The organism is Erwinia endophytica (assembly GCF_009295515.1).
GTDB classification, from domain to species: domain Bacteria; phylum Pseudomonadota; class Gammaproteobacteria; order Enterobacterales; family Enterobacteriaceae; genus Erwinia; species Erwinia endophytica.
In genome coordinates this window covers 21,207-35,467 of sequence record NZ_RQVV01000022.1, presented here as the reverse complement: position 1 = coordinate 35,467, position 14,261 = coordinate 21,207, and the positions used below count along the sequence as shown (strand labels likewise).

12 protein-coding genes are annotated in these 14,261 nt (G+C 55.0%); 10 read left to right on the top strand and 2 right to left on the bottom strand.

Annotated elements, in window-relative coordinates:
- Positions 1-9 precede the first annotated feature (9 nt).
- From EH228_RS06750 to argE, 3 genes are read left to right on the top strand one after another with little or no spacing between them, the layout of a single operon-like run.
- Positions 10-429 (top strand): RidA family protein, encoded by a 420-nt coding sequence (locus EH228_RS06750; protein ID WP_152320907.1) that lies wholly within the window; start codon positions 10-12, stop codon positions 427-429.
- Between the two features lies 1 nt (position 430).
- Positions 431-1,105 (top strand): DUF1028 domain-containing protein, encoded by a 675-nt coding sequence (locus tag EH228_RS06745; RefSeq protein WP_152320906.1) that lies wholly within the window; start codon positions 431-433, stop codon positions 1,103-1,105.
- Positions 1,098-2,252, top strand: coding sequence for an acetylornithine deacetylase (gene argE / locus EH228_RS06740; protein ID WP_152320905.1), 1,155 nt, complete (start codon positions 1,098-1,100; stop codon positions 2,250-2,252). The genes EH228_RS06745 and argE overlap by 8 nt, the downstream gene beginning before the upstream one ends.
- Here argE and EH228_RS06735 read toward each other — a convergent pair.
- Positions 2,249-3,196 (bottom strand): LysR family transcriptional regulator, encoded by a 948-nt coding sequence (locus EH228_RS06735; RefSeq protein WP_152320903.1) that lies wholly within the window; start codon positions 3,194-3,196, stop codon positions 2,249-2,251. The genes argE and EH228_RS06735 overlap by 4 nt on opposite strands.
- A 403-nt stretch (positions 3,197-3,599) precedes the next feature.
- Here EH228_RS06735 and EH228_RS06730 point away from each other — a divergent pair, with 403 nt between their 5' ends.
- From EH228_RS06730 to EH228_RS06705, 6 genes are all read left to right on the top strand, one after another.
- Entirely contained in the window at positions 3,600-5,963 is a 2,364-nt protein-coding gene (locus tag EH228_RS06730) for a glycoside hydrolase family 3 C-terminal domain-containing protein (RefSeq protein ID WP_152320902.1), read from the top strand.
- A 240-nt stretch (positions 5,964-6,203) separates the two neighbouring features.
- Positions 6,204-7,289 (top strand): ABC transporter substrate-binding protein, encoded by a 1,086-nt coding sequence (locus EH228_RS06725; RefSeq protein ID WP_152320901.1) that lies wholly within the window; start codon positions 6,204-6,206, stop codon positions 7,287-7,289.
- Positions 7,290-7,339: 50 nt separating this feature from the next.
- A complete protein-coding gene (locus tag EH228_RS06720) occupies positions 7,340-9,094 on the top strand; it encodes an ABC transporter permease subunit (protein WP_240116244.1) in 1,755 nt (584 codons plus the stop codon).
- Between the two features lie 11 nt (positions 9,095-9,105).
- A complete protein-coding gene (locus EH228_RS06715) occupies positions 9,106-10,143 on the top strand; it encodes an ABC transporter ATP-binding protein (RefSeq protein WP_152320900.1) in 1,038 nt (345 codons plus the stop codon).
- 325 nt (positions 10,144-10,468) lie between these two features.
- A complete protein-coding gene (locus EH228_RS06710) occupies positions 10,469-11,725 on the top strand; it encodes a flavin-containing monooxygenase (protein ID WP_152320898.1) in 1,257 nt (418 codons plus the stop codon).
- A 239-nt stretch (positions 11,726-11,964) separates the two neighbouring features.
- Positions 11,965-12,864, top strand: coding sequence for a LysR family transcriptional regulator (locus EH228_RS06705; protein ID WP_152320897.1), 900 nt, complete (start codon positions 11,965-11,967; stop codon positions 12,862-12,864).
- 15 nt (positions 12,865-12,879) lie between these two features.
- On the opposite strand, the gene EH228_RS06700 is transcribed toward EH228_RS06705, so the two are convergent.
- Complete coding sequence (locus EH228_RS06700) at positions 12,880-13,209, bottom strand: putative quinol monooxygenase (RefSeq protein ID WP_152320896.1); 330 nt, start codon at positions 13,207-13,209, stop codon at positions 12,880-12,882.
- 232 nt (positions 13,210-13,441) lie between these two features.
- Between EH228_RS06700 and EH228_RS06695 the strand changes: the two genes are divergently transcribed.
- Positions 13,442-14,212, top strand: a complete 771-nt coding sequence (locus EH228_RS06695; protein ID WP_193323287.1) for a transporter substrate-binding domain-containing protein — start codon at positions 13,442-13,444, stop codon at positions 14,210-14,212.
- The last annotated feature ends 49 nt before the right edge of the window (positions 14,213-14,261 follow it).

The following is a 14,261-nucleotide window of genomic DNA, read 5'->3' as shown; positions in this document are numbered from 1 at the left end:
GAACCGACGATGAGTCAACCAACACATACCCGCATCCGCATGTTTAATACCAAAGATACCTATCCCAACCAGACGTTGAATAACGACCTCTGCCAGGCGGTTCGGGCGGGTAATACCGTTTATGTGCGCGGCCAGGTCGGGACCGATTTTGCAGGCAACCTGGTTGGGCTGGGCGATGCGGGACAGCAGGCGGAACAGGCGATGAAAAACATCAAGCAACTGCTGGAGGAAGCCGGTAGCGACCTCAGCCATATCGTTAAAACCACCACCTATATTATCGATCCGCGTTATCGCGAGCCGGTCTATCAGGAAGTGGGCAAATGGCTGAAAGGGGTGTTCCCTATCTCTACCGGTCTGGTGGTTTCCGGGCTGGCACAGCCAGAGTGGTTGGTGGAAATTGATGTGATTGCCGTGATCCCGGAGGCATAACATGACCTTTTCCATTGCCGGTTTTTGTCCTCGCAGCGGCCAGTACGGCATTGCCCTGAGTTCATCCAGCATCGCGGTGGCTGCTCGTTGTCCGTGGCTGATGAGCGGTGTGGGCGCGGTTTCCAGCCAGAACGTGACGTTGCCCGCGCTGGGGCCGAAAATTCTCGCGCGGCTGGCGCAGGGGGAAAACGCCCCCGACGCGCTGGCAGCGGAAATGGCGGCAGAACCGTTTGCCGACTGGCGGCAGGTGACGGTACTGAACAGCAAACAGAGCGCCGTCTGGTCCGGTGCGCATACGCTGGGCACTCATCATCACTGTCAGGGGCTGAATTGTGTGGCGGCGGGAAATATGTTGGCCAGTCCAACGGTTATCGAGGCGATGGTCAGGGTATTTTGTCGCGACCCGCAGCAATCACTGGGTGACCGGCTGATTGCCGCGTTGCAGGCGGGTTTACAGGAAGGTGGGGAAGCCGGACCGGTGTATTCCGCCGGAATGAAGGTGGTGAGTAGCGAAAGCTGGCCGCTGACCGACCTGCGGGTAGACTGGCACGAACAGGATGCGATTGGCGAACTGGCACGACTGTGGCAACGGTGGCAACCGCAGAGCGAAGCGTATTTGACGCGCGCGATTAATCCGGTCGACGCGCCGAGCTATGGGGTGCCTGGCGATGAGTAAGCCCGGCACGCGGGAACTGCTGGCTGATCTGGTTGCCTTCAATACCGTCAGCCGCGAGAGCAATCTGGCGTTGATCAACTATGTCCGTGACTATCTGGCCGGATTCGGCGTCAACAGTCAGATATTGTTGGATGAGAGCGGGCAAAAGGCCAACTTGCTGGCGGTGATTGGACCGCAGGACAAGGCCGGCATTGTGTTGTCGGGACATACCGATGTGGTGCCGGTTGACGGCCAGCGCTGGCATAGCTCGCCGTTTATCCTGCACGAGGCTGATGGCCGGTTATATGGTCGGGGTACGGCGGATATGAAAAGCTGGCTGGCGGCGGTACTGGCGCTGGTTCCACATCTGGTGACCCGACCGCTGCGTCAGCCGGTGTGGCTGGCGTTCAGTCACGATGAGGAAGTGGGATGCAAAGGTGTGCCTGGCTTGCTGGCCCACGTTGATAACCTGCCGGTGTTGCCCGCGGTCTGTATTGTCGGCGAGCCGACGGAGATGCGACCGATCCTTGGGCATAAGGGCAAAATCGCCCTGCGCTGTGAGGTCACTGGCCACGCCAGCCATTCGGCCTATACCCCGCAAGGGGTGAACGCGATTGAATATGCCGTGCGGATTATTCAGCGGTTAATGGCGTTGGCGGAACAACTGCAATTGCAACAAAATATCGCCTTCGACCCGCCGTTCTCTACCTTGCAAACCGGCGTTATTCGTGGCGGCGAGGCGTTAAATATCGTGCCAGCCCACTGTCAGTTTGATTTTGAAATCCGTATGTTGCCTGGCGTGGAAGTCCAGCCGATGCTGGATCAACTGGCTGCCTGGTGCCAGCGAGAGTTGCTGCCGCAGATGCGGCGTGTTTCGCCGGACTGCGCGATTACCTTTAGCCCGTTGAGTCACTATCCCGGTTTGCAAACCGCGAACAGTGCGGCGATTGATGAGGTGCTGGCGTTACTGCCGCCGCCGGACGCATTACATACGGTGGCCTTTGGCACCGAGGGCGGATTGTTCCAGCAGCATGGCATTCCGACTCTGGTGTGCGGTCCTGGCTCAATGGCGCAAGGGCATAAGCCCGATGAGTTTATCAGCCTGCAACAACTGGCGGAGTGCGACGACTTTCTGCTCCGCCTGTGTCACTGGCTACAAACAGTTTAAGCCGCTGACAGCGGGAGCATCTCGGATTTGCTGAGGTGCTCCGGCGTTAATTCCTGAGAACGGCAGTAATCCATAAACAGCTGTGTCGGACGCGTGGGCTCGGCATGGCGTAAATGTGCCATCACCAGGCACGAACCCTCCATCTCATCGCGAATGGTCACCCGTTTCACGCGCTTGCCGTCATAGGTAAAGTCTGGAAAAGGCCGGGTCACCAGCAAGGAAAAGCCAAATCCCTGACCCACCATACAGCGAACCATCTCGATCGACGGCGAACTGAAGGCGACATTGGGTGACAGCCCCTTTTGTTTAAAAATATCAAGGAAATAGTTCCGGCTGGGTACCACGTCCAGCAAGATCATCGGTTCAACGCTTAGTTCTTCCAGACTGACACTGTTGCGCAGGGCCAGCGGATGGTCGGCAGGCAGCAACGCGTAGGGTTTTTGCGGCGCTTTCAATGGTTCGGCGTGGATACTGCTGTCCAGCTCATGGCGATAGAGGATGGCCATATCAAAACGCCCACGGTGCAAACCATCGGTGAGCTCATGCTGCTCGCCGTCAGAGATCTGCACTTCAATATTCGGATAGAGTTTTTTGAAACCGGCAATCAGCTTCGGCATATAAAGAGGCGCGGCGGTTTCGAAACAGCCGACGGAAAGCGTACCGGCCACCATGTCATTATCCGCTCTGGTATTTTGCTCAAACTGCCGGGACATGCGCAACAATTCGGCGGCTTTTTCATAAAAGCGGCGTCCGCTGGGGGTCAGCGAAACTCCTTGGGCGTGATGGCGGATAAAAAGCTGTTGTTCGAAACTCTCTTCCAGACTTTTTATCGCGGTTGAAATCGAGGGTTGAGCGATATGCAGATGGCGTGAGGCCTCGGCAATACTCTTGTGCTCAACCACAGTAATAAAATATTTAAGCTGACGAAGTGTGAAGTGAGCCATGGCAGGTGATCTCTCTGATTAGTATTTGGTTATGTCAGAGCTTTCTGTGAGAACAAAAAAGCGATGCAAGGGAACAAAAGCAATAACTGTGCCAGACGAAATAAGCGCTATCTGGCTGATAACGTCGTATGGCGTGGGAAGGGTGCCCTGTTATTGTGCATTTCGCTGCCGCATGGTGGAGCATTGGTACTATTTTGGCGCAATTGAACAACGGGTCTGACGATATTATCCGCATATTTCTCGCTATTGATATGGCTATTTAACCCCCCTTTTTGGATAGTTTTTTTAATTTCAGAGAGCAACATTTTACTTCTTTCGCCACGGTGTCCAGGCAGTCCATATTGAAGGCCAGCGAATTATGTGGCGATCGCTCGCCGCTTTTATCTGACAGGAAAACACCGGCATGAGCACTGTTTTATCTCAACATTTTTTGTCTCTGGCCAAATCAATGACCCCGGAAGAGCTTGGCGACATTCTCAGTGGTCACGGCATGTGGAAAACCGAAGCCAATGCACGCCTGGGGATCCCCCATATGGTCATGACAGATGGCACCTACGGTGTACGTTACTCCATCCAACAGATCGAACAGGATGAAAAGGGCGGCCAGGATTTCTCGGCCTTTCTTAATGTTGTCAATCAGCGCGCAAAAGACGTTGAAGTAGCCTGGGGGACGATGCGCCCCGCCACGTGTTTCCCTAATGGTTCCAGTTTTGCCTGTAGCTGGGATGTCAATCTGGCGCAGACTCTGGGTGAGGCGCTGGGGAAAGAGTGTCAACATCTTGGTGTGCATTTGCTGCTCGGACCGGGCATCAACATCCGTCGTACGCCGCTGGGCGGTCGCAGCTACGAATATTATTCTGAAGATCCCCTGATCAGCGGCGAGATAGCCAGCGGGGTGATCAACGGCCTGCAACAGCAGGGCGTGGGAGCTTCCCTGAAACACTTCGCCTGTAATAACTGCGAGGTGGAACGCACCAGCATGGATTCCATCGTTGATGAGCGGGCGCTGCGGGAAATTTACCTGCGTGGTTTTGAACGTGCCGTTAAGCAGGCGCATCCCTGGACAGTCATGAGTTCCTATAACCGACTGAATGGGGTGCATACCGCTGAAAATCACTGGTTGCTGGAAGAGGTACTGCGTAAAGAATGGGGCTTCAAAGGCGTGGTGGTGGCGGACTGGCACGGGATTAAAGATCGCCCGTTGTCGCTGATGGCAGGCAACGACCTCGACATGCCGGAAAGTGAAACGCGCAAAGCCAGCCTGGTTCATGCCCTGAAAACGGGAGCCGTGCCGCGTGAGCAGGCTGAACGTTCAGCGGAACGTATCCTCGGCCTGGTCCAGCAGGCGAAAGCGGCGGAAAAACCGGGTACGCCAATGGATGTCGATGCGCATCATGCCCTGGCGCGTCGGATGGTGGCTGAATCTATCGTGCTACTGAAAAACGACCAACAGGCTTTACCGTTAGACGCGGCACATTGTCGCCATTTGCTGGTGGTTGGTGAAGGCGCGAAGAAACCGGTTATTCAGGGATCGGGCTGTGCCACTACCACGCCGACGCGGGTGGATATTCCTTACGATGAAATCCTGAAATATGCCGGCGACAGCATGGATGTGAGCTGGTGCCAGGGGACCAGCGACGAGGCGGCTGAGCATCAGTCACTGATTGAAGAAGCCTGTGCCGCCGCGCGTCAGGCCGATCGTGTACTGGTATTTGTCAACAGTGAAGATGGTTATGACGGCGAAGGTTCTGACCGCCGCACACTGGACTTACAGCAGGGCCATGATGCACTGATCCGTGCCCTGGCGGCGGTGCATGACAAGGTGATTGTGGTGCTGGCCAATCCGGATGCGGTGGTGATGCCGTGGCTGGCGGAAGTCAGTGCGGTGGTGGAAACCTTTTACGCGGGGCAGGCGATGGGCGGTGGCCTGGCAGAGGTGTTATTCGGTGTGGTTAACCCGTGCGGTAAGCTGACGGTGACCTTCCCACAACGTATCGAGGATATTCCTGGCTGGCACAGCTATCCTGGCGAGAATGGCCGTCATTATTACAGTGAAGGGATTTTCGTGGGGTATCGCTGGTACGACGCCCGCAATGTCGAGCCGTTGTTCCCGTTTGGTTACGGGCTGAGCTACAGCCAGTTTGTCTACAGCGACATTGTACTCGACCGCGACAGCCTGCGCGATGGCGAAACGGTGACCGTCAGCTTCACGCTGCACAATAACAGTTCGCGTGCCGGGAAAGAAATTTGTCAGTTATACAGTCACTATCCGCACTCGCCGCGTAGGCGTCCACGCCAGGAGTTACGTGCTTTCTGCAAGGTCGAGTTGCAACCTGGCGAACAACGTCGCGTGACGCTGACGGTACCCGCCGCCGATTTACGTTACTACCACACCGGTCGTCAGCAGTGGGTGCTCGAAGGCGGGGAAGTACAGCTCAGCGTTGGGACAAACTCTCGCGATCTGCCGTTGCAGGCCAGTCTGCATTGCCTCAGTACCGTTGCGCAGTATCGCTTGATCTCGCGTGACACGCAGCCGATTTTCGTGCTGGAGAACCCACTGGCGCGTGAATACTTCAATCGCTTCCTGCAGACGCAGTTGTCGGTGAATGCCGCCGATGCTGACCGGATGCTGGAGCATTGTAAAAACTCGTTCTTCAGCATTTTCACCACCTTTGATCGTCGTTTCCGTCAGCATTTTGCCGATGAGGCAATCGATCAACTGATTGATGAGGTTAACTGCGCCATTAAAGCGCAGGAACAGGCGTAAAAATCAGCGGCATCTGTGCCGGTATATAACATTATTTGTGATGATAACACCCCACAATAATTCGAGTTGCAGGAGCAAAACGCGAATGCGCCGTGGCCTGATGGCCGCCCCCACAGGGGCGAAGCCATCAGGCTGAATCATGCGGTATCAGGCAGGACTCCCGATAAGCTTACTGTGGTCAGTGAGGCGGGACCCACGCGGTTGTGGCTTGAAGTATGACGGGGATAACAAGGGGTCAGGATGAAAGAAAATAAACAGTACACTCGTCGTGATGCACTTAAGCTGGGTATGGGGGCGGCGGTCACCGCGGCGGTTGCCCCGATGATCATCAGCCGTCCGGCGCGGGCGGCAGAGGTCACGACCCTGACGGTCGCCGATGTTGGCGGCCCATACGGTACGGGATTCAGCAAAGCGTTTTATAAACCCTTTGAAGAAGCGACCGGGATCAAAATTATTAATACGGTGTTGGGGCCGGATCCGGTACCGCAGTTCCAGATGATGGTAGATACCAAAAGTTACCTGTTTGATGTGGCGTTGCTCAACCCGGAACACCTGGTGCGCCTGAACAAAATGCCGAAGCCGTATCTGGAGGATCTGCATCTCCAGGTCGCGGATCCCGAGCATTATGTCAAGGGCGCGATCACCCCGCAGTTCGGCGGTGTGAGCATTTACGCGTTGGCGCTGGGTTACCGTACCGATACCTTCGACGGCAAGACCGCGCCGACTAACTGGACTGATTTCTGGGATACCGCCAAATTCAAAGGTCGCCGCGGTCTGTGGCGTAGCCCGGTGTGTACGCTGGAACTGGCGTTGATGGCCGATGGCGTCGATCCGAAAAAACTCTATCCGCTGGATGTCGATCGGGCATTCCGCAGCCTCGATAAAATCCGCAGCAGTATTGATGTCTGGTGGACCAGTGGCGCACAGGCGACGCAGATGTTGCAGAGCGGCGAGCTGGATATGATGAGCATCTGGAGTACCCGCGCCCAGACAGCGATTGATGCCGGTACGCCAGCGTCAATCGCCTGGGGCCAGGGTCTCTATAACATTGATGGCTTCACTATCCCGCATGGCAGTCCGAAGCTGGAAGCGGCGCGTCAGTTCATCCAGTTTTGTATGGATGCAAAACGTCAGTCGATGTACACCAATGATCTGGCCTGCGGCCCGACCAATATTAAAGCCTATGACTTTATCGATAAGAAAAAGGCCGCCCTGTTGCCAACGGCGCCGGATCATATCCAGGGGCTGGCACAGTTAGGCGCGGACTACTGGGGTGATAACCAGGTGGCGCTGACGGAACGTTTTGAAAAGTGGGTAATGAGTTAATCCTGGTCGTGGCGCGGTAAGCGCCACCCGTTTTTTGTGAGGAAAATTCCTTGTCCGAACTTGCAACCTCTGAGGCGAAAAAAATGATGCCGACTGCGAAGCGACGCTGGCATCCCCTGTGGCTGAGTGCGCCGGGTTTGTTATTTCTGGCGCTGTTTCTCGCCTGGCCCACCCTGAAATTGATGCTGCTGAGTTTCCATGGGAACGACGGCGGCTTTTCGCTGGATGTCTGGCGCCAGATGTTTGGTGCTGGGATCTATGTGAAGGTCATGATCAATACCTTCGTTATTGCGCTGCAAACCACGCTGAGCTGTCTGTTAGTCGGTTATCCGGTGGCGTACTGGTTGTCGCAACGCAGTGAAAATGCCCGCAGACGGCTAATGTGGTTGATCCTGTTACCTTTCTGGACCAGTGCGCTGCTGAAAAATTTCGCCTGGTTGGTGGTACTCTCGCGGCGTGGCATTCTGTCGGAAATCCTGATGTCGATGGGCGCCGACCAGCCGCTGAACATCCTTTATACCCGCGGCGTGGTGGTCTTTGCGATGGCGCACAGTATGCTGCCGTTGGCGATTATCACCATGTTGCCGACCATGACCGGCATTGATCATGGGCTGATGCGCGCAGGCCACACCCTGGGGGCTTCACGGGTGCAGAGTTTCTGGCGCATTTTTTTCCCGCTTTCCATGCCTGGCGTGGTGGCGGCTTGCCTGCTTATTTTTATTGGTTCGTTGGGCTTCTTTATCACCCCGGCATTGCTCGGTAGCCCACAGGATTCGGTGATTGGTCAACTGCTGATTACCCAGGTGCAGCAACTGCTTAACTGGCGGTTGGCTGGCGCGGTGGCGATGTTGCTGTTGCTGACTACGCTGATTGTGTGCTTCTGCTATGACCGACTGTTTGGTCTGTCGGCGATTTCCGGTGGTGAAAGTCATGCCAGCGGCAAGTCTGTTCGCCGTCTGGGACAAGCGGTCACCGCAGGTGCCGCGAAAATGACCGATGGGGTAGGGAAAATACTGGCGTTTCTTCCTGGAGGAACGACCGTTGGCTGGTTGCTGCCTTGCTTCAGCGTGCTGGTGATTCTGGTGTTGGTGTTGCCGGTGGTGTCGTTCCTGCCGATGGCTTTCAGCAGTTCCAGCTTTCTGCAATTTCCTCCACCGGGCTTCTCGCTGCGCTGGATGGAGACGTATCTTGGCTCACCGGTCTGGACTGGCGCTACGCTACGTTCGTTCGGTATTGCGTTGGTCACCGGCATACTGTCGGTGTTGATCGCGGGCGCTGCGGCGTTGGGTCTGGCCCGTCATCAGGGAAAATCCGGCAGCCTGGTGGTGATGACTTTCCTGCTGCCGATGATTATTCCCAATATCGTTACCGCGGTCTCGTTGTTCTACCTGTTTGCCACCCTTGGGCTGGTGGGAACGGATCTGGGCATCATCCTTGGCCATACGGTGATGGCTATCCCAGTGGTGTTCATCATTATCCTGACCACCTTTAAAGGCTATGACTGGCGCCTGGATCAGGCGGCAAAAACGTTGGGTGCCAGTCGCTGGCGTACCTTGCGGGAGATAACGTTGCCACTGATTAAAAGTAGCCTGATTGCCGCGTTTATCTTTGGCTTCCTGAACTCCTTTGAAGAGTTGACGGTGGCGCTGTTCGTCGGCGGCGGTGTTAAGCAGACCCTGCCAAAACAGATGTGGGATGACGTGTTGCTGTCGGTGACGCCGACGCTGGCCGCCGCATCGGTCATCATCCTGTTGGTGGTGACGGTGTTATTTATTATCGCTGAACGTTCACGTCGCGCGCAGTAAGGAGAGAAATCATGTCATCCGTGAAGTTAAAAGTGGAGCAGATAGCCAAGTACTACGGGCCAACGAAAGTCCTGCAGGACCTGGATTTAACGGTACGCAAGGGGGAGCTGTTGACCCTGCTGGGATCCTCTGGTTCAGGTAAAACCACCTTGTTGCAGATAATTAGCGGCCTGACGGAACCGACTTCTGGTCGTCTGTTGATTGATGGCAGGGACGAAACCTGGACCCCGGTACACCAACGCGACATTGGCGTGGTGTTTCAGAACTACGCGCTGTTTCCGCATCTGACTATTGCAGAAAACGTCGCTTTCCCGCTGCGTATGCGTCGGTTGCCTGCCGCCGAGGTTGCCCGCAAAGTCAGGGACGCGCTGGAGATGGTGGAGTTGGGCCATGCCGCGCAGCGCTTCCCGCGCGCGCTGTCCGGCGGACAGCAGCAGCGTGTCGCGTTGGCGCGCTGCCTTGTCTATCAGCCAGGGATCATCCTGATGGATGAACCGCTGGGGGCGCTGGACCGTCAGTTACGTGAGACCATGCAGATGGAAATCCGTCGTATCCACCGCGAATCGGGCGCCACGATTATTTTTGTTACCCACGATCAGGAAGAAGCACTGGCGCTGTCCGATCGTATCTGCCTGATGAATGAAGGACGGATAGTGCAGATTGACACGCCGCAGGCTATCTATCAGCAGCCAAATTCGACCTTTGTCGCGGGATTTATTGGTTTGTCCAACATTCTCAGCGGCGAAGTCCGCGCGGGGCGACTGGTGACCAGACAGGGCGATTTCGCGCTGCCGGATTCGGCGACTGTACAGGGGCAAGCCTCGCTGGTTATCCGACCGGAACATATCCACATTCAGCCGTCCGGTGCGGCGGCGCTGGACGGTGAGATCTGCGAGCGGATTTATGCTGGTTCAGAAACACGGCTGGTGGTGGCGCTGGCAGGTGGCGAACGCTTCATTGTACGTAGCAATGGCATGTCCGGTGAGAAAATTGGTGATCGTGTGTCACTGGGGTGGGACGCACAACAGAGCCTGTTACTTTCAACCTGATATTTTCATCTTTGCGAATTATCGATGCAGAGGCAGCCTGAGCGATAACACGCTGAATTATTTTTTATTCTGCCTGGCAATATAACGCCGGGTATTCAGCCGCAGTGACTGCCTCTTTATTTTATCTTCAGGGGTTCGTTTTTTACTAATTTACCGTCATGCCACAGTTCAATAATCTTGGCGTATGACGAAGTCCCCTCATACTTGACGTTGCAGCAATGGTGATGACGTGTCTCCCCCTCAGTTAATTATCACTGAGGGTGCAGGTGTTTGCTGTGACGTCAATGATCTGCGGGATGCTTTAGCCCTTATTAAGGATGCAGTGATGACCGTTGAAAAAACCGAAATTGACACGCTGGTAGTCGGCGCAGGGCAGGCTGGTGTCGCGATGAGCGAACACCTGACGAAATTGGGCATCAGCCATCTGGTGTTGGAAAAAAACCGTATTGCTGAAGCATGGCGCACAGGACGCTGGGATTCGCTGGTCGCCAATGGCCCGGCCTGGCATGATCGTTTTCCCAATATGACTTTCGCCGGTTTTGGCCCCGATGATTTTGTGCCAAAAGAGCAGGTGGCGGATTATTTTGTGGCTTATGCGGAAAAATTTTCCGCGCCGATCCGTACCGGCGTGGAAGTGAAAAGCGCGGTACGTAATGAAGGGCGCCCGGGATTTACCGTGGAAACCTCCGCAGGCATCATTGAAGCTCGCCGTATCGTGGCGGCTACCGGCCCATTCCAGCGCCCGGTTATTCCAGCGATTGCGCCGCAGGACGCCAGTTTGCATCAGTTGCATTCGGCGCAGTATTACAATCCGCAGCAATTGCCTGAAGGCGCGGTGCTGGTGGTCGGTGCTGGTTCATCAGGGGTCCAGATAGCCGATGAATTGCAGCGCGCGGGCAAAACGGTTTACCTGTCTGTTGGACCACATGACCGGCCGCCACGTGCTTATCGTCAGCGGGATTTCTGCTGGTGGCTGGGTGTACTCGGCCTGTGGGATGCCGCCGCCAGCCAGCCAGGTAAAGAGCATGTGACCATTGCCGTCAGTGGCGCGCGTGGCGGTCACACTGTTGATTTTCGTAAGCTGGCATATCAGGGCGTTAATCTGGTGGGGCTGACCCGCGCTTTTGCTGATGGCAAAGTCACTTTCCAGACCGATCTGGCCGACAATATCGCCAACGGCGATGCTAACTATCTCTCGCTGCTGGATGCCGCCGACGCGTATATCGCCCGTAATGGTCTGGATTTGCCGGAAGAGCCCGAGGCGCGTCATTTCCTGCCTGATCCTGACTGTATGGTCAATCCCGTGACTGAATTGGATCTTAAAGAAGCCGGTATCACCACCATTATTTGGGCCACAGGGTATGTTGCTGATTATAGCTGGCTTAAGGTGGATGCCTTTGATGAAAATAACAAACCGAAACATCAGCGTGGGGTATCCAGTGAGGCCGGGGTGTATTTCTTAGGTTTACCGTGGCTTTCCCGTCGTGGCTCCACGTTTATTTGGGGCGTCTGGCATGATGCGAAATATATTGCAGACCATATTGCCACGCAGCGGAAATATAGTGAATACGGTAATCCTTAAGGTTATTTTTGCGCCGAAAAGGATAAAATAACTTTTTTTAACCGATTGTTTTTTTATGTCGCGTATTCTTTCCGCTATTATTGTCGCGGCGAGAAATAACCCTACTGCACCCAATGTGCGAAGGGAAGGGACAGACAAAGAGGAAATGTTTTCCCCGGCGGTAAAAAAATTTATACTGCGCTTTCCTGGAGGCGACCGACCGGTCGCTTCTTATTATTATTTTCTCAGGAAAGCGCCCCGTGAAGATCACGCTTGAAGAACTGCGCGCCTGGGTGGGGGTGGTGGATAGCGGGTCCATCACTGCCGCCGCCGGGCAACTGGGCCAGACCACTTCCGGCATCAGTCGGGCGCTGAGCCGCCTGGAAAGTAAGCTGCAAACCACGTTGCTGCACCGTACAACCCGACGCATTGCGCTGACGGAAGAAGGACTGCTGTTTCTTGAGCATGCGCGGGAGATTTTGCAGTCGGTTGAACGGGCGGAAGACAGTCTTGCGCAACGGCGGATTACGCCATCAGGACGACTGCGGGTGAATGCCGCCACGCCTTTTATGTTGCACGTTATCCTGCCGCTGTTGGATGAATTCACGGCCCGTTATCCGCTGATCCAGTTGCAATTGAACACCGATGATGTGGTGATTGATTTACTGGAACAGCAGACCGATATCGCTATCCGGATTGGCGATTTGCAGGACTCCACGATTCACGCCCGTTTGTTGGGGTGTAGCAAGCTGCAACTGATGGCCAGCCCAGCGTATCTGGCGAAATATGGTCATCCTGCCAGCGTGGACGATCTGGCCCGTCACCGATTACTGGGGTTCAGCCAACTGGATAAGCATAATGTTTGGCCAGTGTGGCGGCGGGAAGGGGAGTTTTTGCAGATAAAGCCGACCCTTTCGGCTTCAAGCGGCGAAACGTTGCGACAACTGGCGATACAGGGCCAGGGGATCGTGCGGATTTCTGATTTTCTCAGCCGGGAAGATCGCGCTTGTGGACGGTTGGTACCGGTGCTGGAAGCCGAGACACAGTGTATGTTCCATCAGATCCACGCGGTGTATTATCGCAATACCTCGCTGTCGGTGCGCATTCGCTGTTTTCTGGATTTTCTCAGCGAGCAGATTGCCAGTAAGCCGCTACTGTAAGCGGAATAGATCGATCTACCCCGCGGGTAGGAATGCTGATTTCGCCGGTTCCAGCACTAAAATTTTCACCCTGAGCACGTCCTCTTTGATCCTGGCGCGGTGTTGTTCCATATGCTCAGCCTGCTGGTGCTGCTCCAGGTGGCGCAGGGATTTCCAGTGCTCAATCATAAAGATCGAGTCTGGCGAATGCTGCTTCCATGGAACCTGGGCTTGATGGTCGATCAGTGCCTGATAGCTACCGCAGCCCTCTTCCTGTAACACCGTAGGCGTCAGTTTCTCAATGGCTTGCAGGACAGCGTTACGGCGCCCTGGTTTGACGAAAATTTCGGCAATGACAGTGAGCATAAGGGTTCCCTGGGAAAGGTGTCGTGATAACGTTCATGCCAGTGAGTGGCTGGTACAACAGTAACGTGAGTGTCAGTGTTATTCAAAAACATTCGCGGTATATTTTGCAAGCCGTTCGACAGATTTTGATTATCTATTCCAAATAATTCAAGTCTCTGGCTATTTAAGTCACAATGGGTGGGCAACAGGCGGGATTTCCTTTTCTTCTTATTACACAATGAGACACACCACCATGATAAAAGCAGGGATCACGACGCTGCTGCTGGTTGCCGCAGGCAGTGCCAGTGCACAGTCGCATCTGGATCGGGTATTGCAGAGTAAAGTGCTGACGGTTTGTACCACTGGCGATTACAAGCCTTACAGTTTCCTGAGAGCGGACGGACAATATGAAGGAATAGATGTGACCATGGCTGGATTGTTGGCGCAAAGTCTGGGGGCGCAGGTTAAATGGGTGCCTACCACATGGAAAACCCTGACGCAGGATTTCCTCGCCAAGCAGTGCGATATCGCGCTGGGTGGGGTGTCGGTTACGCTGAAGCGCCAGCAGAACGCATGGTTCGCCGTGCCACTCGGCTCCGATGGCAAAATCCCACTGGTACGCTGTGCAGAGAAGGCGAAGTATCGTACTATCGCACAACTGAACAAACCTTCCGTGCGGCTGATTGAGCCTGCGGGCGGCACTAACGAAGCCTTCGCTCATCGCTATTTGCCACAGGCAAATCTGACGTTGTTCCATGATAACGTTACTATCTTTCAGCAATTGCTGGATAAAAAAGCGGACGTGATGGTCACCGACGCATCCGAAGCGATGTACCAGCAAAAACATTATCCTCAGCTATGTGCCGTTAATCCAGAAAAGCCAATGGAGTATGGCGAAAAGGCTTATATGCTGCCGCGTGACGACATAAGCTGGAAACTGTATGTCGATCAGTGGCTGCATTTGAGCAACGTCAGCGGCGAATACGCGCAGGTGACGGGAGAATGGCTGGCGGGCGCTAAATAACCCCTTCTGGCGGGGAAAGTCAGTTCCCCGCCGTAATCGGTGTTCCTGT